19 protein-coding genes are annotated in these 21,363 nt (G+C 56.3%); 14 read left to right on the forward strand and 5 right to left on the reverse strand.

Annotation, left to right across the window (positions count from 1 at the left end; translation table 11 throughout):
• The first annotated feature begins 30 nt into the window (after window positions 1-30).
• The 13 genes from PHACT_RS00370 to PHACT_RS00430 all read left to right on the forward strand — a co-directional run bounded on the left by PHACT_RS00370 (window position 31) and on the right by PHACT_RS00430 (window position 12,945).
• A complete protein-coding gene (locus PHACT_RS00370; RefSeq protein ID WP_070115423.1) occupies window positions 31-984 on the forward strand; it encodes an acetyl-CoA carboxylase carboxyltransferase subunit alpha in 954 nt (317 codons plus the stop codon).
• A gap of 8 nt (window positions 985-992) precedes the next feature.
• Window positions 993-2,474, forward strand: coding sequence for a tRNA lysidine(34) synthetase TilS (gene tilS / locus PHACT_RS00375; protein WP_070115424.1), 1,482 nt, complete (start codon window positions 993-995; stop codon window positions 2,472-2,474).
• Window positions 2,475-2,537: 63 nt separating this feature from the next.
• On the forward strand, window positions 2,538-4,172 hold the full coding sequence (locus PHACT_RS00380) for a CTP synthase (protein ID WP_070115425.1): 1,635 nt from the start codon (window positions 2,538-2,540) through the stop codon (window positions 4,170-4,172).
• On the forward strand, window positions 4,169-5,017 hold the full coding sequence (gene kdsA / locus PHACT_RS00385) for a 3-deoxy-8-phosphooctulonate synthase (RefSeq protein ID WP_070115426.1): 849 nt from the start codon (window positions 4,169-4,171) through the stop codon (window positions 5,015-5,017). The genes PHACT_RS00380 and kdsA overlap by 4 nt, the downstream gene beginning before the upstream one ends.
• Window positions 5,018-5,120: 103 nt before the next feature.
• A complete protein-coding gene (gene eno, locus PHACT_RS00390) occupies window positions 5,121-6,416 on the forward strand; it encodes a phosphopyruvate hydratase (RefSeq protein WP_070115427.1) in 1,296 nt (431 codons plus the stop codon).
• An 11-nt stretch (window positions 6,417-6,427) separates the two neighbouring features.
• Window positions 6,428-6,697 carry a cell division protein FtsB gene (gene ftsB / locus PHACT_RS00395; protein ID WP_070115428.1) on the forward strand — a complete coding sequence of 90 codons (270 nt, stop codon included), beginning with the start codon at window positions 6,428-6,430 and terminating at the stop codon, window positions 6,695-6,697.
• A 4-nt stretch (window positions 6,698-6,701) separates the two neighbouring features.
• On the forward strand, window positions 6,702-7,571 hold the full coding sequence (gene ispD, locus PHACT_RS00400; RefSeq protein WP_070115429.1) for a 2-C-methyl-D-erythritol 4-phosphate cytidylyltransferase: 870 nt from the start codon (window positions 6,702-6,704) through the stop codon (window positions 7,569-7,571).
• A 5-nt stretch (window positions 7,572-7,576) separates the two neighbouring features.
• Window positions 7,577-8,056, forward strand: coding sequence for a 2-C-methyl-D-erythritol 2,4-cyclodiphosphate synthase (gene ispF / locus PHACT_RS00405; protein WP_070118030.1), 480 nt, complete (start codon window positions 7,577-7,579; stop codon window positions 8,054-8,056).
• Window positions 8,057-9,106, forward strand: coding sequence for a tRNA pseudouridine(13) synthase TruD (truD, locus tag PHACT_RS00410; RefSeq protein ID WP_070115430.1), 1,050 nt, complete (start codon window positions 8,057-8,059; stop codon window positions 9,104-9,106). It begins immediately after the preceding gene.
• 107 nt (window positions 9,107-9,213) lie between these two features.
• The gene (locus PHACT_RS00415) at window positions 9,214-9,870 is read left to right on the forward strand and encodes a protein-L-isoaspartate(D-aspartate) O-methyltransferase (protein ID WP_317622267.1); all 657 of its coding nucleotides are present in this window, start codon (window positions 9,214-9,216) and stop codon (window positions 9,868-9,870) included.
• Window positions 9,870-10,733 (forward strand): DUF368 domain-containing protein, encoded by an 864-nt coding sequence (locus PHACT_RS00420; RefSeq protein ID WP_070115432.1) that lies wholly within the window; start codon window positions 9,870-9,872, stop codon window positions 10,731-10,733. Before PHACT_RS00415 ends, PHACT_RS00420 begins: the two co-directional genes overlap by 1 nt.
• Window positions 10,734-10,798: 65 nt before the next feature.
• Entirely contained in the window at window positions 10,799-11,932 is a 1,134-nt protein-coding gene (locus PHACT_RS00425) for a peptidoglycan DD-metalloendopeptidase family protein (protein ID WP_083264222.1), read from the forward strand.
• 149 nt (window positions 11,933-12,081) lie between these two features.
• The gene (locus PHACT_RS00430; RefSeq protein WP_070115433.1) at window positions 12,082-12,945 is read left to right on the forward strand and encodes a sigma-70 family RNA polymerase sigma factor; all 864 of its coding nucleotides are present in this window, start codon (window positions 12,082-12,084) and stop codon (window positions 12,943-12,945) included.
• Window positions 12,946-12,976: 31 nt separating this feature from the next.
• On the opposite strand, the gene fdxA is transcribed toward PHACT_RS00430, so the two are convergent.
• The 5 genes from fdxA to PHACT_RS00455 all read right to left on the reverse strand — a co-directional run bounded on the left by fdxA (window position 12,977) and on the right by PHACT_RS00455 (window position 20,595).
• Window positions 12,977-13,309, reverse strand: a complete 333-nt coding sequence (fdxA, locus tag PHACT_RS00435) for a ferredoxin FdxA (RefSeq protein WP_070115434.1) — start codon at window positions 13,307-13,309, stop codon at window positions 12,977-12,979.
• A 156-nt stretch (window positions 13,310-13,465) separates the two neighbouring features.
• Window positions 13,466-16,036, reverse strand: a complete 2,571-nt coding sequence (mutS, locus tag PHACT_RS00440) for a DNA mismatch repair protein MutS (RefSeq protein WP_070118032.1) — start codon at window positions 16,034-16,036, stop codon at window positions 13,466-13,468.
• 194 nt (window positions 16,037-16,230) lie between these two features.
• The gene (locus tag PHACT_RS00445) at window positions 16,231-17,463 is read right to left on the reverse strand and encodes a sensor histidine kinase (protein ID WP_070115435.1); all 1,233 of its coding nucleotides are present in this window, start codon (window positions 17,461-17,463) and stop codon (window positions 16,231-16,233) included.
• Between the two features lies 1 nt (window position 17,464).
• On the reverse strand, window positions 17,465-18,139 hold the full coding sequence (locus PHACT_RS00450) for a response regulator transcription factor (RefSeq protein ID WP_070118033.1): 675 nt from the start codon (window positions 18,137-18,139) through the stop codon (window positions 17,465-17,467).
• A gap of 53 nt (window positions 18,140-18,192) precedes the next feature.
• Complete coding sequence (locus PHACT_RS00455) at window positions 18,193-20,595, reverse strand: TonB-dependent receptor (protein ID WP_245730523.1); 2,403 nt, start codon at window positions 20,593-20,595, stop codon at window positions 18,193-18,195.
• 171 nt (window positions 20,596-20,766) lie between these two features.
• Between PHACT_RS00455 and PHACT_RS00460 the strand changes: the two genes are divergently transcribed.
• Complete coding sequence (locus PHACT_RS00460; RefSeq protein ID WP_070115436.1) at window positions 20,767-21,318, forward strand: CinA family protein; 552 nt, start codon at window positions 20,767-20,769, stop codon at window positions 21,316-21,318.
• Window positions 21,319-21,363: the final 45 nt, after the last annotated feature.

Here is a 21,363-nt window from a genome sequence, read left to right on the forward strand (position 1 = left end):
TGACCGACTCAGGCCGGAACAGAAGCGATTATGAACCCGAATTATCTGGATTTTGAACAACCCATTGCTGATCTTGAAGTCAAGATCAATGAACTGCGTCTTGTCAGTGATGACAACGATCTCAATATTAGTGATGAAATTCAAAAGCTTAAGGAAAAGAACACCAAGCTGACGGAAAAAATTTACGGAAACCTGAGCTCATGGCAGATTTCCCAGGTTGCGCGCCATCCGCTGCGACCTTATACCCTTGATTATATTCAGCATATTTTTGAAGATTTTGATGAATTGCACGGCGATCGTCTGTTTGCTGATGATCTGGCATTGATTGGCGGCATTGCGCGTCTGGACGGCAAACCGGTGATGGTGATCGGGCATCAGAAAGGCCGCGGCACCAAGGAAAAGGTGCGCCACAATTTTGGTATGCCACGACCGGAAGGCTACCGCAAGGCGCGTCGCCTGATTCAGATGGCGGAGCGTTTCAAACTGCCGGTATTGTCATTTATTGATACTCCCGGCGCCTATCCGGGCATTGATGCCGAAGAACGCGGTATCAATGAAGCCATTGCCGAAAACATGGCAATGATGTCACGGGTAAAAACGCCGTTAATCGCTACCGTCACCGGCGAAGCCAACTCCGGGGGTGCGATTGCCATTGGCATCGCCGACCACCTGAACATGTTGCAGTATTCCACCTACACGGTCATTACCCCGGAAGGTTGCGCCACAATTCTGTGGAAATCATCCGAGCATGCGCCCGATGCAGCTGAAGCCATGGGGGTGACTTCAACCCGACTGGAAGAGTTGGGCATCGTCGACACCACCATTGCTGAGCCACTGGGTGGCGCGCACCGCGACGTCAAGGCGATGGCAGCAAACATGAAAACGGCGTTGATTGATCAGGTCGAGCGACTGCAGAATATGGACGTTGACGACCTGGTGGAGCGACGCTACAAACGTCTGATGAGTTATGGCATCAGTAGCTGATCGTCAGCATGGGCAGCCAACCGACTGAACCCGACTATTCCCGCACGCAAATGAACTTGCTGGCAACTGATCGCCAGGACCTTGAACAGGTCCTGGCGAGTTCGCTATTGCGTTTGCGGCAGCAGTATCCAGCCTGTCAGCGGCTGGTTCTGGGTGTCAGCGGGGGCCTGGATTCCATGGTGCTGCTGCATGCATGTCATCGTTTACTGGCGCAGGCGGATCAAGGACAGAGTCAAAAGCAGGGCCAGCCAACATGGCCCTTTGCCGGGCTGCGGGTGGTACATGTCAATCACGGCATCAGTACTCATGCCGCGGACTGGCAGGCGCATTGCCTGGCCGTATGCGGCGAGCTTGATATTGCCTTTGTCGCGCATCAGGTCAGGGTCACGCGGGTGGCGGGGCAGGGCCTGGAGGCAGACGCCAGGGCGGCACGTTATGCGGTGTTTGAGCAGGAGCTGGCGGCTGACGAAGCGCTGCTGCTGGCCCATCACCAGGATGATCAGCTGGAAACCGTGATGCTGCGCCTGTTGCGCGCGGCCGGTCCGCGTGGTCTGGCAGGCATGCCGGAGAGCCGCCCACTGGGCGTCGGCATGCTGTGGCGACCGCTGCTGGCGTTGCCCCGCGAGCAACTGGAAAGCTGGGCGGCCCGTCATACGGTACGCTGGGTGGAAGATGACAGTAACAACGATGACCGTCTGAGCCGGAATTATTTGCGACAGCACATCATGCCGTCGCTGGCGTCGCACTGGCCAGGTTGGCGGCAAAGCGTAACACGCACGGCAGAGCTGGGTGCCGATGCCGACGAGATACTGACAGAAGTGGCGGAAAGGTGGTTGGCGATCCTGTCGCCGGACAGCGACCGGCTCAATTGTGCCAGTCTGCTGAATCTGTCGGCGGCCCTGCAACGGCTGGTGATTCGTCACTGGCTGCTGCGCGAGACCGGGCAGACTCCGGGTTGGCGTCTGGTACAGCGCGTACAGGTTGAATTACTGGGTGCTGGCGAAAACGCGCAGCCAGAGGTCAACTGGCAGCACTGGCAATTGCGGCGATTTGCCGATCAGTTGCATGTGCTGGAGGCGCTGGAGCCAGTGCCTCCCACGCCCCCCGAGGGGTATGCCTGGCGGCCGCAGGGTGATGGCCGCTTAGTTGCCCGGGTGTTGCCCGGCAACGGCATACTGCGCCTGTATCAGGCGTCGGCTGGCAGTGCCGGTGATCAGGCCATGCGCTTTCCCGACGGCGAGTGTGTGATCCGTTATCGTCAGGGTGGCGAGCAGTGCGCCTTGCCGGGTCGGCCCCGGCGAGCGCTGAAAAAGATTTTGCAGGAGTCGGCTATTCCTCCCTGGGTGAGAGAGCGGACGCCATTGGTGTATATCGATAATAAGCTGGCCTGGATAGTCGGGGTCGGTGTGTGTGAAGGTTTTCAGGCTGTTGATGAAGGTGCGGGCTGGGCAGTACGCTGGCAAATGCCTTCACGACAGGATCATATTTAGTTTGTCGATGTTGGGCGCTTCTGGTAACCTGTAGCCCCATCAGTGACATAGGATGGGGCGTTAATGACGCGATATATTTTCATTACCGGTGGGGTGGTATCCTCACTCGGCAAAGGCATCACTTCAGCATCTCTGGCGGCGATTCTCGAAGCCCGCGGACTCAAAGTAACCATGCTCAAACTGGACCCGTATATCAACGTGGATCCCGGTACCATGAGCCCGTTTCAGCACGGCGAAGTGTTTGTCACGGAAGATGGCGCAGAAACCGATCTGGATCTGGGTCACTATGAGCGATTTATTCGCACCACCATGAGTGCGCGCAACAATTTCACCACCGGCCGTGTTTACGAAGAAGTCATTCGACGTGAGCGCCGTGGTGACTATCTTGGCGCCACCATTCAGGTGATTCCGCATATTACCGATGAAATCAAACGCCGCGTGGTTGATGGCGCCGCCGGCGCCGATGTAGCGCTGGTCGAGATTGGCGGTACCGTGGGTGACATTGAGTCGCAGCCCTTCCTGGAAGCCGTGCGTCAGATGCGGGTGGAACTGGGGTCATCGCAGGCGCTGTTCATGCACCTGACGCTGGTGCCCTATATTGCTACTGCTGGCGAAACCAAAACCAAACCGACACAGCACTCGGTGAAAGAATTGCGCTCTATTGGTATTCAGCCGGATGTGCTGATCTGCCGATCGGAGCAGGAAATTGCCGAGTCGGCACGCCGCAAGATTGCCCTGTTCACCAACGTGGACCTGCCGGCGGTGGTGTCTCTGCCTGACACCAATACTATTTATCGTGTGCCTTCCATGTTGCGTGCAGCGCATCTGGACGAAATCATCGTCAGCAAATTTGGCCTGGAATGCCCGGCCGCGGATCTCACCGAGTGGGACCGTGTGGTGGATGCCAAGCTCAACCCTGAACGAGAAGTCAATATCGCCATTGTTGGCAAATACATGGAGTTGCTGGAAGCCTACAAGTCGCTGATTGAAGCGATCAGTCATGCCGGCATACAGACCCGTACCCGGGTCAACATCAAGTACATCGATTCCAGTGATATCAAAGTGCATGGCACCGAGTTGCTGGAAGGTATTCATGCCATTCTGGTACCTGGCGGTTTTGGTCTACGCGGCGTTGAAGGCAAGATCAGCACGGTGCAGTATGCACGTGAAAACAAGATTCCTTACCTGGGCATCTGTCTGGGTATGCAGGTGGCGGTGATTGAATACGCGCGCAATAAAGCAGGGCTGCCCGATGCACACAGCACCGAATTCAAAGCCGACAGCAAGGACCCTGTGGTTGCCCTGATCAGCGAGTGGGTAACAGCAGAGGGCGGCGTTGAGCTGCGCGACGAAAACTCTGACCTTGGCGGCACCATGCGCCTGGGCGGCCAGCAATGTCGACTGGAGCCAACATCACTGACCCATCAATGTTATGGCAAGGATGTTATTGTGGAGCGTCACCGGCACCGTTTCGAGGTCAACAACAACTACGTTGAGGCGCTGAAGGCGGCGGGTCTGATCATTGCCGGACGCTCCATGGATGGCGAACTGGTTGAAGTGATTGAGGCGCCCGACCACCCCTGGTTTGTGGCCTGCCAGTTCCATCCTGAATTTACCTCCACACCGCGCGATGGACATCCGCTGTTTACCGGCTTTGTTAACGCGGCATTGGCGCATCAGGCAGCGGCGGCTAAATGAGTGCTATCCAGTTACAGCTCAATGAGCATGTGCGCTTTGGCAACGATCTGCCGTTTGTCCTGATTGGCGGCATGAACGTGCTGGAGTCGGCCGAGCTGGCCATGCAGATTGCCGAACACTATGTTGATGTCTGTGGTCGGCTGGGTATTCCCTACGTGTTCAAGGCGTCTTTTGACAAAGCTAACCGCTCCTCGATCAACTCCTATCGCGGACCCGGGCTGGAAAACGGCCTGATGATTCTGCAGGCCATCAAATCACGGTTTAACGTGCCGGTGCTCACAGATGTGCATGAACCGGCCCAGGCGGAAGCGGTTGCGCAGGTGGCAGACATTCTGCAATTGCCGGCGTTTCTGTCACGGCAGACAGACCTGGTAACGGCGATGGCGCGCACCGGTGCCTTCATCAACATCAAAAAAGCACAGTTTCTGGCCCCTGAGGAAATGCGACATATTCTGCGCAAATTCGAAGAGGCCGGTAATGACAAACTGATGCTGTGCGAACGTGGCTCCAGTTTTGGTTACAACAACCTGGTGGTGGATATGCTGGGGTTCTCGGTCATGAAAAAATTCCGGTATCCGGTGATGTTTGATGTCACCCATTCTCTGCAGAAGCCTGGTGGCCTGGCCGCCAGCGCCGATGGGCGACGTGCCGATGTCACCACGCTGGCGCGGGCGGGCATGAGTCAGGGGCTGGCAGCGCTGTTTCTGGAGGCACATCCGACACCCGACAAGGCGTTGTGTGATGGCCCCTGCGCTTTGCCGCTGGACAAGCTTGAGCCGTTTTTGGCCCAGATGAAACAGGTCGATGACCTGGTAAAACAGTTTCCGCCTATTGATACCGACTGATTTTCAGACGCTATCGGCAATTCTACACACGCTATCGGCAACTCTACAGACAACCATTTAACTTGCTAAGACAGATATCTAGCTGAACACAACAGGGAACACTATGGCTATCATCAAAGACATTTGCGCGCGCGAAGTACTGGATTCACGCGGTAACCCCACCGTTGAGGCAGACGTGACGCTGGACAATGGCATCATGGGCAGCGCCTGCGCTCCGTCAGGAGCCTCCACCGGTTCACGTGAAGCGCTGGAACTGCGTGACAAAGATCCTTCGCGCTACCTGGGTAAAGGTGTGCTGACTGCGGTGTCGCATATCAATCAGGATATCCGTGACCTGCTGATCGGCCATGATGCGGCAGACCAGGCTACGATCGACAAAATGATGATCGACCTGGATGGCACGCCCAACAAGGCCAAACTCGGCGCCAATGCCATTCTGGCGGTATCACTGGCAGCCGCCAAGGCGGCAGCGCAGGCCAACAAACAGCCTCTGTATGCCTGGATTGCCGGGCTCAATGGCACGCAGGACAGCATGACATTGCCAGTGCCCATGATGAACATCATCAATGGCGGCGAGCATGCTGACAACAACGTTGATATTCAGGAATTCATGGTGCAGCCAGTGGGTGCGCCCACGTTTGCTGAGGCCTTGCGTTACGGTGCCGAGATTTTCCACAGCCTCAAGTCTGTGCTCAGAAAGCAGGGGCTGAACACGGCGGTGGGTGATGAGGGCGGTTTTGCGCCCAACCTGCCGTCCAATGCGGCAGCACTGGATGCAATCATGACCGCTGTAGAGAGCACCGGCTTGAAGATGGGCGCTGATATCCGCCTGGCGCTGGACTGTGCATCTTCCGAGTTCTACAAAGATGGCAAGTACAACCTGAAAGGTGAAAATGCGGTTTATGATGCGGCACAGTTCACCGATTACCTGGCCAAACTGTCGGTTGATTACAACATTCTGTCCATTGAAGACGGCATGGATGAAAGTGACTGGGATGGCTGGGCGCGCCTGACACGAAAAATTGGCAACAAAGTGCAACTGGTGGGTGATGATCTGTTTGTCACCAACACCGAAATTCTGGCGCGTGGTATCGAAGAAAGCATTGCCAATTCAATTTTGATCAAGTTCAATCAGATCGGTACACTGAGCGAAACGCTGGCTGCCATTCGCATGGCGCGCAAAGCAGGTTACACGGCTGTTATTTCGCATCGTTCAGGTGAAACAGAAGACACCACGATTGCTGACCTGGCGGTGGCAACCGGCGCCGGGCAGATCAAGACCGGTTCCCTGTGTCGCTCTGACCGGGTTGCCAAGTACAACCGACTGCTGCGTATTGAGCAGGAGCTGGGCAGCAAAGCGGTTTATCGTGGCATCGAAGAGTTCACTCACGTCAACTGAGTCCCTGGCTTATGAAAGCATTGGTGGCAGCGCTGGTTCTGGTTCTACTGGTCTTGCAATGGCGATTGTGGGTCGGTGACGGCGGCGTTGCCGAACTGCATCAGCTGGAGAATCAGCTGACAGTTCAGCAGCAGGAGAACGAAGCGCTGCGCTTGCGTAACCAGATGCTGGAAAATGAAGTGCTTGACCTGAAAAATGGTCTTGAGGCTGTGGAAGAGCGCGCGCGTTCCGATCTGGGTATGACGCGCAAAGATGAAACTTTTTATATGATAATCGAATAGGCCTATGACAGTCTGGGCTGTTGTCCCCGCTGCCGGTATCGGCAGCCGCATGCAAGTTTCCATCCCCAAACAATATCTGTGTATCAACGGGCAGACGGTGTTGTCGCTGACACTTGCGCGGCTGTCAGCACTGGCGGACATCAAGCGCATCATGGTTGTGCTGAACCCCGAGGACAGCCACTGGGCGCGCCACCATCCTGGTCAGGACATGGCTGACGATAACGCTGGAACCTCCGTGGACGGGGTTCAAGGCGAGACTGGAGGCGGGATTGGATGCAGGGTTGGAGGAAAGCTACTGACCTGTCACGGTGGTGATGATCGCTGGCAATCGGTACTGAATGGCCTGGATGCCCTGGCCGACATGGCGGCTCCCGATGACTGGGTGCTGGTGCATGACGCTGTGCGTCCCTGTGTCCGGATTGACGACATTCTGCAATTGCTGGCGTTGGCAGTGCCGCCTGCTGATTCAGGTGCAACAACCCGCACTGTTACTGCCAATGATACTGCCGGAGGGCTGCTTGCTCTGCCGGTGACGGACACGCTCAAGCGCGCCGGTGCTGAGGGGTGCGTGGCACAGACAGTCGATCGTACTGCGTTATGGGCAGCGTGCACGCCACAACTGTTTCCGTTTGAACGCCTGCGGCAGACGCTGCGCGATGCCGCCGCAGCAGGTGTCACACTCACTGATGAAGCGTCGGCCATGGAATGGGCAGGGCTGCACCCAGCCCTGATCCCGTGTCACAAGGACAATATCAAGATCACTTATGCTGAAGACCTTAACCTGGCGGAACTGATTCTGCAGGCTCAACTGCAGGAAAGCCGTGCGGCAAGCGCAGACAGGGAACAATTCGCATACACAGGCATACTGGAATGAAAGATATCAGAACCGGGCACGGTTATGATGCACACCGATTTGCGGAACCTGCTGACCAGCGCGCACTGGTACTGGGTGGCGTAACCATCCCCTATGAACGCGGCTTGCTGGCACACTCGGATGGCGACGCAGTCATCCATGCCCTGTGCGATGCCATTCTGGGGGCGCTTGGGCGCGGTGATATTGGTCGCCATTTTCCGGATAACGACGCCGCCTACAAGAATGTGGACAGCGCATTGCTGTTACAGCAGGTGGTATCAATGATGACGGACAGTGGCTGGACGCTGGCCAATGCCGACATGACCATTCTGGCGCAGGCGCCGAAGATGGCCCCGCATATTCCTGCCATGTGTAAACGCCTGGCCGAACTGCTGGGCATTGCTGACGATCGGGTTAACGTGAAGGCGTCGACGACTGAAGGCATGGGTTTTGTCGGGCGCCGTGAAGGTGTGGAAACCCACGCTGTTGTTGTGATGTACCGTTAGATGAGCAGCACGCCATTGCCTCGCAGTCTGGGGGCGCCGATGCTGCAGGCACAATTTAAAACCTTGCCGGAAGACTTTGCGGTTAACGAAGTGCTGGGCTTTGCCTGTAGCGGGGAGGGCGAACATCTCTGGCTGCAGATTCGCAAGACGGGTATATCGACCAGCGACGTGGCTGCACAGTTGGCCCGTGCCACGGGCCTGCGCGCGTCGGACATCAGCTGGTCAGGACTCAAGGATAAACAGGGTGTGTGCACACAGTGGTTCAGTCTGCACAGCCCCGGCAAAGACGTTGACGGTCTTGCCGGACTGCCGGCAGATGTTATCTGTATTGAGCAGCAGGTGCGCAACCACAAGAAGCTGCGTCGCGGCAGCCATGGCGCCAATCTGTTCCGCATCCGCCTGCGCGAGGTGACTGCGGTTGACGGCATCACGCCGGAGGCGGCCTGGCAAGATCTGACGCGGCGACTGCAGGTAATAGCAAATGACGGCGTGCCCAACTATTTTGGTGAGCAGCGCTTTGGTCACGCGAATCTGAGCCATGCCGAAGCCTGGTTCAACGGCCAGCGTAAGCCGCGCGGGCGTCTTGAGCGAGGCATGTGGTTGTCGGCGGCCCGGTCCGCATTGTTTAACGCGGTGCTGGCCCGGCGCGTCGAAAACGGCAGCTGGAATGCGTATGTGGACGGCGATGTGATGAATCTGGCAGGCAGCGGCAGTGTTTTTAAGTCGGAAGCTGACGATACATCACTGACCCAGCGCTTACAGGAGATGGATATCCATCCCACCGGCCCGTTGTGGGGGCAGGGCATGTTGACCAGTACGGGGGCGACCGCGGCACTGGAACAGGCCGTTGCTGATGAAATGACTGTGTTCAGCGCCGCGTTGCCACGCTTTGGACTGAAACAGGAGCGCCGGAGTTTGCGTTTGCCAGTGAAGGCTTTAGACTATCGGCGGCCCGAGGCAGGCACGCTGGAGCTCGAATTCACACTGCCAACGGGCACCTATGCCACGGCAGTACTACATGAACTTTGTTTTTATGCAGGTTCGCTTTAGGGCATAACGGTAACGCGAGTTACCGCAGTGTCCGCAGCAGGTCTGCAAAAAAACACGACAAGCACGGGAATGACTGGTTGAACACTCCAAATCTGGCAGGCATTGGCATGACCTCGCAACGCACACGCGAGCGCATGATTGCCTCATTGCTTGAGAAAGGCATTAAAAACTGGGCTGTGCTCGATGTGATGCGAACAACGCCGCGCCATATTTTCCTCGACGAAGCGTTGTCGCACCGGGCCTATGAAGATACCTCCTTGCCCATCGGTTACAGCCAGACCATTTCCCAGCCTTTTGTCGTGGCCCGTATGACCGAGGCGGTGCTGGGTAATCGCTCGCCAGAGCAGGGTAAACTGCCACGGGTACTGGAGATTGGCACCGGCTGCGGTTATCAGACTGCTGTGATTGCTCAACTGGCGGAGCGGGTATGGACGGTAGAGCGCATCCAGCCGCTGCTGGAAAAAGCGCGCCGCAACCTGTCCCTGCTCAGTGTGCGCAATGTACGTTCGAAACACGACGATGGCAGTCTGGGCTGGCCGGAGCACGGTCCTTTTGACGCTATTATTGCCGCTGCGGCGCCGCAACAGGTGCCGCCGGATCTGCTGTCACAACTGGCGGATGGCGGGCGTCTGGTGATTCCGGTGGGATCCGAACGCGGTGGCCAGGAACTATTGTTGATTGTCCGCGAAGGTGAGAATTTTCATCGTCAGGTGCTGGAAGCGGTCAATTTTGTGCCGCTGTACCTGGGTCAGGTGCAATACTGATGACGGCGCAGCCTTCTTCAATGCGGTCGCGGGTCGTACTGTTTCTGAAAGGCATGGCAATGGGGATCGCGGATTCTGTGCCCGGCGTTTCCGGTGGCACCATTGCTGTTATCAGCGGCATCTATGAAGACCTGCTCAATGCCCTGAAACAATGTCACCCGCTGGCTCTGAAAGTGCTCTGGAAGCAGGGGCCGCGCGCGTTCTGGCAACAGATTCACGGTCCGTTCCTGTTGACTCTGCTGGCGGGTATTCTGTTGAGTCTGGTGCTGATGGCGAATACTGTGCTGTATCTGCTGGACACTTATTTTGAGCTGGTGATGGCATTTTTTATGGGCCTGGTGCTGGCATCCTGCTGGCTACTGCGGGCCGACGCTGGTTCCTGGTCACTGTTTAAAACCCTGCTGTTTGTTGTTGGTTTTGCCCTGACGGCGGCAACAGCGCTGCTGAATCCGATGGCAGGCAGCACGGCGCTGGTCTATATCTTCTTCAGCGGCATGATCGCCATTTGCGCCATGATTCTGCCCGGCATATCCGGTGCCTTCCTGCTGCTGTTGCTGGGCGTGTATGAATATGTGCTGGGGGCGCTGCGTAGCTTTGAGCTGGATGTGATCATTGTTTTTGCTCTGGGTTGTGCCATCGGGCTGTTGTCATTTGCACATCTGCTGTCCTGGACCTTTCGTTACTACCGGGAGCAGAGTTATGCCTTTATTATCGGCATGCTGGCGGCGTCGCTGATTGTGCTGTGGCCGTGGCGTGAGGCCGCCGTGCCGCCGCCTGACGCAGGCATGCTGCTGGCAGCAACGCTGTGCGCGCTGCTGGGTGGCGGCGTGATACTGGGCTTTTCACGTCTGGCTCGCCGTTGACATGGCATAAGAGGGCGCTGCAGTTTATGATGGGGCGTCTCGCTGTTTTTTGAGGTGTGTTGTTCATGAGTCTGTTACGTCGCGTCAAGCCAAATACAAAATCTGCGCCTGCTACCGGTGCGCCGCGCTATCGATTTCCGCTGGCGGCCATTGCCTGCCTGCTGCTGGCTGCCTGTGCCAGTGATTATGAAGCGCCCATGGATGATCGTAGCAGCAGCCTGGACCGGCAACCGCCACTCATTGTCAGCAATGGTCAGGAAGTTCCCGCCACACCACGTCGACGGCCGGAGATTGCCAATAGTGGTAGCGCCAATGGCTCTGGCACAGCAGGAAATGCCAACAACAATTCTGTTGGCGCCAGCAGCACCGTGGTTCGTCCCGTCACGGTTGCCGGTGGCATTGGTCGTGCAAGCATCAGTCGTGACAGTCTGCCCGCTGATGACCAGCCCGCAGTAAGCAACAATCAGCCGGCTGCGGCATCCAGCTCCGCGCCAGTGGCCGCAAACACATCTTCTGTGCCCGCCTCAGCGGCCACTGCATCCGCACGCACTCATACGGTTGCCCGCGGTGACACGCTGTACTCCATTGCCTGGACACACAATATCGATTACCGGCGCCTGGCACTGGCCAACAACCTGTCGGCGCCGTATACCATCTATCCGGGCCAGCAATTAAACCTGAGCGAGTCAGGTGTCTCTGAGTCCGCCATCAGCGCTTTGCCCGATATTCCAGCATCACCGGCCGGTGAGCTTGCCACCACCACCGGGCAGCGACCGCAGGCGGCCATTGATGCCAGGCGCACGGGCAGTGTCAGTACCCGTCAGACCGAAGGCGTGAGCTGGCAGTGGCCAGCTGAAGGGCGCATGCTGAGCATGTTTTCCGAAGCCGGGGCCAATCGCGGTATCGATATTGCCGGTATGCAGGGCCAGTCGGTCTACGCCGCAGCCGACGGTGACGTCGTCTATGCCGGCAGTGGCATTCAGGGCGCCGGCAACCTGGTGATTCTGCGCCACAGTGCCCGTCACCTGAGCGCGTATATGTATAACCGCGCCATGGTGGTCGGTGAGGGCGACCGGGTTCGTGCCGGCGACAAGATTGCGGAAATGGGTTCAGGACCCAATGGTCGTGATTTGTTGCATTTTGAAGTGCGTGTTGATGGAAAACCCACTGACCCGGTCCGATTTTTGCCCAGTCGTTAATTTATTTGACGACTGTTTTTTCTCAACTGTGATATCGCGCACAGTTTCCCGGTTCCGGGTGTTTTTTCTCTTCTTGGGTCTTTTTTGCCGTCTTTTTCCTTGATATTGTCTGATCGTTCCCCTAACAATAAAAAGGAAGAATGTTTGCTATGGATAGTGCTGGACTGAAAGCTACGGATGGTTTTTCTGCTGATGCTGAACAACGTTATATCAAGGACATTAACCCGATCGGAGTGCTGGCCTACGCACAGGAACTGGCGCTTGCCAGGGCCGCGCGTGATGGTGATGAGGACAGTCGGCAGCAGATGATTCGTCATAATCTGCGTCTGGTGATCAGCATTGCCCGACGCTATCGTCATCGTGGTCTGACCCTGCTGGATATGGTGGAAGAAGGCAATATTGGCCTGATGCGGGCCGTTGATAAATATGATCCCGAGCGTGGATTTCGCTTTTCCACGTACGCCACCTGGTGGGTGCGTCAGAGCATCGAACGCGCCATCATGAATCATGCCCGTAATGTGCGTTTGCCAGTGCACGTGATCAAGGACATCAGCCACTGTCTGCGTCATGAAACCGAACTGTCACATCGTCTCGGGCGCCGGCCCCGGCGTCGGGAACTGGCGGATTACCTGTCCCGACCTCTGGCCGAGCTGGATGAGCTGCTGAGTTGCCATGAGTCCAGTTATGATGCCGGTGAATCGTTACCGGATGTTGATGCTCTGGACGCCGATATCCGGGTCGATGAGCTACGCGGCGCTGACCCGGCCCAGCGGCAGCATAATCAAAGCAGTTGTCGAACCCTGCGCCGTTGGCTGGCGGAACTGAGCCTGCGTCAACGTGATGTGCTGGTGCGTCGCTTTGGACTGGACGGGTTTCTGGCAGCGACACTGGAACAGGTGGGGGCTGATGTTGGGTTGACGCGGGAGCGCGTCAGGCAGATACAGATTGATGCCATGCGCCGATTGCGCCGACTGGCGGCGCGCGACGGTTATGATCTGGATGCGTTTTTCTGACGAACGGTTTTCTTGATGGACCAGGAAGGCCTCAGCCGGCATCCTTGACCAGGTGCTCGATCTTGCCGGCAACACCGTTCCATTTTTCGGCGTCTTCCAGTGGCGGCTTCATCTGCGTGATGTTTGGCCATTTTTCAGCCAGGTCAGCATTGAGCTCCAGGAAGTCCTTCTGATCATCGGGCAGTTCGTCTTCGGCAAAAATCGCATCCACCGGGCACTCGGGCTCACACAACGCGCAGTCGATGCACTCATCCGGGTGGATAACCAGGAAGTTGGGGCCTTCGTAGAAGCAGTCCACGGGGCAGACTTCCACGCAGTCCGTATGTTTACAGTTAATGCAATTTTCACCCACTACGAATGTCATGATGCTTTCCAGTCAAGAATAAAACGATGCGGCATTATAGAGCACCTTGGCGGTCGGGGCCAAGGGGGCTCTTGGTATTGCTGATATTGATGCTGCGCTCGGTGTTATGAACGGTGCTGCGTTCTCGACCGCTGACGCTGCAATTATTGACGATTGTTATAACATTTTTTGTATTTCATACAGCCAATCCAGCGCCTGGCGTGGGTTCAGTGAATCCGGATCCAGTTGCGCCAGCCGTTCCAGCGCGGGGTGTGGCGTGCTCGCGAACAGGTCGTTCTGAGCAGGTTTTGTCCGAGTTGCTGTTGGCTCGACGGCCGCCGGGGTCAGACTCGAGGCCGCCGGGATCACCTGCTGCTCCAGTTCCTGCAGTTTGGCGCGGGCGCTGTTAATCACCGCGGCCGGAATACCGGCCAGTTGCGCCACCTGCAGGCCATAACTCTGGTTGGCGGGGCCGGGTTTGACGGTGTGCATAAAAACAATGCCCTGCTGATGCTCAGTGGCATCCAGGTGCACATTGCCAATATTGTCCAGTTGCTCGGGCAATGTGGTGAGCTCGAAATAGTGGGTAGCAAACAGTGTCAGCGCGTTCAACTGCCGGGCGATGTAGACCGCACTGGCCCAGGCCAGTGACAGCCCGTCAAAGGTGCTGGTACCACGGCCGACCTCATCCATCAGCACCAGGCTCTGGCCGGTGGCGTTGTGCAGGATGTTGGCAGTTTCGGTCATTTCCACCATAAAGGTGGAACGGCCGCCGGCCAGATCATCAGACGAGCCGATACGGGTGAAAATGCGGTCAATCGGGCCGATGCGTGCGGCGCTGGCCGGTACATGACTGCCGCAGAAAGCCAGCAGCACGATCAGTGCGGTCTGGCGCATGTAAGTGGACTTACCGCCCATGTTGGGGCCGGTGATGATCAGCATCTGTTGCTGTGCATCAAGGCGGGTGTCGTTGGCAACAAACTGTTTTTCCAGCACCTGCTCGACCACCGGGTGACGGCCCTGTTCAATGCAGACCCCGGGTTCATCGCTGAGTTCAGGCTGCGCCCAGTTCAGGTTGAGGGCACGTTCGGCAAAGTTGCACAAGACATCCAGCTCGGCGAGGGCGGCGGCACTGTCCTGCAAGGCGCCCAGCTGTTCGGCGGTGGTTTCGATGAGGGCGTCATACAGCGCTTTTTCGCGCGCCAGCGCCTTGCTGTTGGCACTGAGGACCTTGTCTTCAAAGGTTTTTAATTCCGGGGTGATGTAGCGTTCGGCGTTTTTTAAGGTCTGCCGGCGCTGGTAGTCGGCGGGCATGTCACCAGCCTGGGCCTTGCTGACTTCGATGAAATAACCATGCACCCGGTTGTAACCCACCTTGAGCGTGCTCAGGCCGGTGCGCTGTTTTTCCCGGATCTCCAGATCAATCAGGTACTGCCCGGCATTGGTGCTCAGCCCGCGCAACTCATCCAGTTCGCTGTCGTAGCCGTCCGCCAATACGCCGCCTTCGCGGATCACCACTGGCGGGTTCTCGATCAGCGCCCGGCTGAGCAAGTCGGCCAGTGTGGGATAATCAGCAATGGTTTCCTGCAGGGTTTGCAGGCGTGCTGATGCAGAAGTCGACACCACCGGCGTCAATGTGCTCTGTAGTGTCGGTAACACGCACAGGGCATCGCGCAGGCGGGCCAGGTCGCGGGGACGGGCAGAGCGCAGTGCCACGCGGGACAGAATACGTTCAATGTCGCCCACGTTTTTGAGCAACGGTTGCAGTTGTTCAAAGGCATAGTCAGTGCCCAGTGCGGTGACGGCAAGCTGGCGTTGCTGTAGGGTCTCGCGGGTACGCAGCGGACGGTGCAGCCAGCGATTGAGAAGGCGGCTGGCCATTGCGGTGCAGGTGGCATCAAGCACCGACATCACGGTGTTGGTGCTGCCACCGGCAAGGTTGCGGTCCAGCTCCAGGTTGCGGCGACTGGCTGCATCCAGAATCAGCGCATCGCCGGGCAATTCCACCTGCAGCCGCTGAATATGCGGCAGGCCTGAGCGTTGGGTGTCGCTGGCGTAGGTCAGCAGGCAGCCGGCGGCCTGTATGCCCAAGGCCAGGTCTTCACAACCAAAGCTGCGCAGATCGCGCGTCTTGAAATGTGAGGTCAAGGCGCGGTAACTGCTGTCGGTATCAAATTCCCACACCGGACGGCGGCGCAGGCCGGCGCGGGAGGCGAGTTCATTGGGCAGCTCAAGAGCGTCATTAACCAGCAGTTCGGCGGGGCGGATTCGTTCAATTTCCGCCAGTGCGGCCTGTTCACTGTCAACTTCGCACAGCTGGAAACGACCGGCGCTGATATCCATCCAGGCCAGGCCATAACGCTGTTGGTGGCTGGTCAGTGCCAGCAGAATACAGTCGCTGCGCTCTTTCAGCAGTGCCTCATCACTGACCGTGCCGGGGGTGACAATACGCACCACTGCGCGCTCCACCGGGCCCTTGCTGGTGGCTGGATCACCGATCTGTTCACAGATGGCGACCGAGCGCCCAAGCTCAACCAGCCGGGCCAGATAACGTTCCGCCGAATGATAGGGCACGCCGCACATGGGGATGGGTTTGCCATTGGAATTGCCACGGGCGGTCAATGTGATGTCGAGCATGCCGGCGGCATCCACCGCATCCTGGTAAAACAGCTCGTAAAAGTCACCCATGCGATAGAACAGCAGGTTGTCCGGCTGGTCGGCTTTCAGGCGCAGGTACTGCTGCATCATGGGTGTGTGCTGTTCGGTATCGGTCTTGTTCTTCACGTGCTTTTTGATCCTGCCCGAGCTTTGTTAGTGACAACGCGACAGAGTATCAAACCTGGCTAATCCAGAACAGTTGAAACAGTGATATTCAAAGATAAGTCGCTATCTAGCACTGTGTACCATTATCGGGAATTCCTACCGGGAGCTGCCACGAATCATCACCAGGAAAGGCGAGCGATGACATGCCTACGATCAACGTGTATTGAAAATGACCAGCCATTGCGTTCACACAATCGTTGCACGATGCCCAGGCCCAGGCCGTAGCCTTGAGGCGACGACATTTCGGCCGGCGTTTGATTGTCATCAGCATCACTGTTCAGCTGATTGGTAACAAATAGCTCGTGCTCTTTGACACGGATAGTAATTGGTCCCTGTCCATCGAGTGTGTGCTCGAATGCATTTCGCACCAGATTGTTGGTGGCGATAACAAAGGCCTGTAAATGTCCACACACTTTAGGGCTTGCCTGCTCTTCGAAATCAACATCGACGGATTTGCCGCTCAGCAGGTAACGCTGCTGATCTATCGCCTGACTCACCAGAGGCACCACCAGAAACTGTTCTTCATACAAACCTTCATCGGTTTCGCGGGCGAGGCATAAGAACATTTCAAGCGTCTTTTTCATGTCGAAGGTGGCGCGCCTGGCACGATCGACAGTCTTCACATCTGTCGCTGACAGATCGCTTTGCTCCAGCAATTCAAGCGCGCCGGTTATCACTGTGATTGGCGTGCGTAACTCATGGCTGGCTGAGCCGGTAAAGTATCGCTCCCTCTCAATAAACGCGTTCACACGTTCAAGTGTTTTCTCAATGGTTCCGGCGAGTGCGCCAACCTCATCATTACCGAAGCGGCTGGACTCTATGCGTTTATGATCCCCGGCAGACAGATGCTCCAGGTCAATGTCCGCGACCATGTTGGCGAGATGCACGACCGGGGCAACAGCTCTGCGCATCACAACCACGCCCAACCCGAAACCAAGCATACCGAGCGTACCCACGGCACCGGTGATAACCAACAGCCAAAACCAATCCTCTGATGATGCAGCCTCAATCCCGGCAACATCAAATACAACAAAGGCATGTTGCAGTTCACCGCCTGAGGGTATTACCGCGACATGCAACTCCTCGTCAGTGAATTCGTACACGCCCTGCTCAGGATCGGTTTTCGCCCAATCCCTGAGTGACACGGGTAAATTGGCAGCTTCATCGTAACCGCGAATATTCATCGGCATGGTGGGATAACTTTCGGCTGCACGCTGAAGCTGATGCATCAGCACACGATCTTCGCTCAGCCTGATCGCCGTGAAGAAAGCGAATCCCCAAGCCACGCTTAAAGCAGCAACACATGTGGCAAATGCAATGGCCACTCGTTTGCGTAAACTGTGCCGGTACATTCTAGGCATCCTCTGCAATGCGGTAACCAATGCGGTGCACCGTATGAATCAGCTGATTCTCAAATGGCCGATCGATTGCCTGCCGCAACTTGTACATGTGTGAACGAAGCGCATCACCATCAGGTCGCTCGTCTGCCCACAATAAGGTTTCGAGATCATCGCGAGCCACAACAGACGGGGCCTCTTCCATCAGTCGTTGCAATATTTTTATGCCGGCAGGGTTGAGGTCGACACGTTGCCCCGCGCGATGCACCTGCAGTGTGGACATATTCATGGTCAGATCGCCAACCGTTAGCAGGTTGTCGGTATTTCGGTGACTACGATTGTATAGTGCCTGAAGTCGCGCATGTAGCTCTTGTAATGCGAATGGCTTAACCAGATAGTCATCGGCTCCTGCCTCGAACCCCTTGAGTTTATCGGCGAGCGTGTCTCTCGCCGTTAACATAAGCACGGGCGTTCTTATTTTGGCATCAGCGCGCAGCTTTTGGCAGAAATGCAGGCCATCCATCCCTGGAAGCATAAGGTCCAGAACAATCACATCGAATGGATGCGTCAGCGCCAAATGCATCGCCCTGATACCGTCATAGGCAAAATCCATGACATAACAATGCTTCTCAAAATACGCAGCTATGTTTCCACAGATGTCGCGGTTGTCTTCAATAATCAACACTCTAATCGGTGTCGCACCAAGCGCGAGTACCATCTTCTACTTCCCCTTGCCAGGCCGCACTACCATGCATAGTCCAGTCTCAGACCAATGAGCGGCTCGGCTTCGCTGTCATCTTTCACTTCAATGCCCCGACGGTAGTCAAACTCAGTGTCGTCGCTCGAAGACGCTGCCGTCACGTTAATCACATCAAGAAAGGCGGTAAAATCGATAGGGCCAAATGCACGCCGGTAGTCAACCCGAGCGTTAAACAATCCGGAGCCGCTTTTGCGACCGACATTGCGCTCTGTGATTTCTTTAGAATAGCGCAGCGGCTGTCCTGCGCCCAGCACGTCTGAATGAATTATGAAAATATCATCCGGCCTGCCGGAAAGATATTTGTAGCGCCCGGCGACTTTCCAGCGGTCGTTGATTTCCCAGGTCAAACCGAGAGTAGCGACATGTTCACGGCTGAACTCATCGACAACGTCGCCACGACCGTCTTTTCGGTCAACTTCAGCATCGTTGTAAGAGTAAGTTGCGGTGGTGTATATGCCTTCGCGAATAGTACCGGTGGCGACGACATCGACACCAATTGATGTGCCATCGCCCAGGTTTGCAAAGGTACCGCTTGCTCGATCCAGATCTACCACCAGGTTGTCGAGTTTCTGATAATAGGCTTCGGTCAATACCGACCAGTTGTTGTTCAGGTAATATTCGAAACCCAGACTACCGTGGGTAATTTCTTCGGTCTCAAGTGTGTTGCTTTCGTTGGCGGCAAGTTCCAGAAACCGCGGTGACTGATGGTAGAGCCCAGCGGTGGAAAAGTATCTAACTTTTTTATTTGGTCGCCAGTTGACGCTGAATCTGGGTGAGGCAAAGCTTTGATCTGCAAAACCGTCCCGTTCCAAGCGCACACCTGTGCGAACATCCCAATCACCAAGTTCAAACACTTGGTCGACGTAACTTGCATAGCTTGTTTCTTTCTGATTGAGTGAAGAGTTGATATTTTCAGGAGTTAACACAATGTATTTCTGGTCAGGGTCAGGCCTGAAATCATCGTCGTCGTAGATAAATCGGTTCCAGTCTCCGTCCAGGACCGTGTTGTAGTTCAGTTCAACTTGCGTTACCCGAATACCGGCGCTGAACACACCCCACTGATTCATGGTCTCGAAATCGCTTCGCCAGCCGATCTCTGTTTCATCTTCGCCGATGGTAATGATGTTTTCCCGAACGGGGAAACTGGAGGCGGGCGAACCTTCAGGTACCTGATCAGGAAACGATTCACCCTGAGAGCTGGTCTTGTCGCTTGTGCGGTAGTAGACCTTGTTGGTCCAGACCGCCTGTTCACCGATCAATGACCGCAAGGTAAACCCGTACAAATCACTGTCTTGCTCTGAATCCTGAAGCGAGGCATCTTCGAAATTGGGTGATGCAAAAACGTGCGTCACGTCTCGCGTATAGTCTTCGTGCGTATCCATCAGCAGAATTTCGAGCGTGTTGTCCTGGTCTAATGGTATGACCGACTTTACGATAACGTCCCTTAGCACAGGGTTTCCAATATCCAGCTCTTCGATGGTTTCAAAGAACTCGCCGAAATCCAGTCGTCGGGCAGAAATCAGCAGGGTAGCGTCCTCAGTGATACCAGTTGGGCCGTCATAACCAACTTCAAAGCCGGCAAGGTCAAAACGCAGGCTTGCTGACGGGCTGGGATTGCCATCGGCGACATCCAGTTTCAGCAGCGATGCAGCCCGGCCGCCGTAAGCCGCACCCCAACCACCGGGAGAGAACTCTGCGCCATCGATTACGTTTGGGGCAAAAACTGAGAAGCGCCCACCGCCACCGACGTCTTCGTCTTCACCTATGGTTGCATCAAAGTGCACGGCTTTATCAAAAGGAAAATCATCAACCAATAACAAATTATCCCGTGGGCCACGGCCGCGCACGCTGAAGCTGGCGAATTCACTGTCGGATGCCAGGCCAGGTAAGCCGTCCAGCGACAGCAGCGGATCCGCGCCACCGCCAACAGCGCCGCGTAACGCTTCCCTGTCGAGGTAGGTGTTGGAGGCTGATGAATAGGCATCAGCTTCCCGTGCTCGCACCACGACCTCCTCAATTGTCTGCTGTCTGAGTTCGAATTCTATCTGTATGTTTTTGCGCGTAACCACTCGTACGCTTGGTTCGTACGATGAGGCGAAACCGCCTTTGGCGACGCTTACCGAGTAGAGGCCGGGGTCAAGCTGCTCAACGACGATGCGGCCTTGCACGTCGGTTTCTGCCGTTCTGGTGGAATTGGTTTCGCGTTCCGTGATCGTGACCTGTGTGGTTTGCAGCGGCCGGGCAGTCTGATCATTAACAATAATAGTCAGCGCACCAGGGGCCTCTGCGGCGTGGGTTAACAATGGAAAGCCAATCAGTAGCGCCGACAGAGTCCACCACAATAGCTGCCTCATATGCCTACCCATATTGCTCAGTTGCCTGCTCATATCGCTATTCCTCTAAGAATCTACCGTAATGACTTCACTAAAGCTTGGCAGTCTAACAATGAGCATGTGACTAAAAAGTCGCCAAAATGTGAAAGCTACATCTTCGTTGGATGCTTTTACCTCGCTTAATTCAACCTGTGCGCCTTGAAAGCGCAATGTTACACTCGCAACATGGACAAGGAGATTTATGAATTGGCACAACAGACCGGCGAACGTGTGCTTTCACTGGGCCTGCGTATGGCCACGGCGGAGTCGTGCACCGGCGGCTGGATAGCGCAGGCGGCGACATCGGTGCCCGGCAGTTCACACTGGTTTGATACCGGTCTGGTAACCTACTCCAATCATGCCAAACAGCATTTTCTGGAGGTGCCGGGCAGCTACTTTGCCGGGCCCGAGGCGCCGGGTGCGGTCAGCCGTGAAACTGTATTGGCAATGTCGCGGGGCATTCTGGCAGCCACCGGGGTGTCCTGTGCGGTTGCCACCAGTGGCATCGCCGGGCCCGATGGCGGCTCTGCCGACAAACCGGTGGGCACCGTCTGGATTGCCTGGGTGCTGAAACTGCAGGGGCAGTCTGTCCTGCGTCAGCAGGCACAGTGTTTTGCCTTTTCCGGTGATCGCGAAGCGGTGCGCAGACAGAGTGTCATCGAGGCATTCCGCGGCCTGCAGCGCCTGCTGGATGGTGCCAGTGCCGAATTTTCCGACACAGACAATAATACTGGTTGAATATACAGTAAAGCTCTGCTTTAATACTGTTAACTGAAACCTGGC

The organism is Pseudohongiella acticola, assembly GCF_001758195.1.
In the GTDB taxonomy this organism is placed as follows: domain Bacteria; phylum Pseudomonadota; class Gammaproteobacteria; order Pseudomonadales; family Pseudohongiellaceae; genus Pseudohongiella; species Pseudohongiella acticola.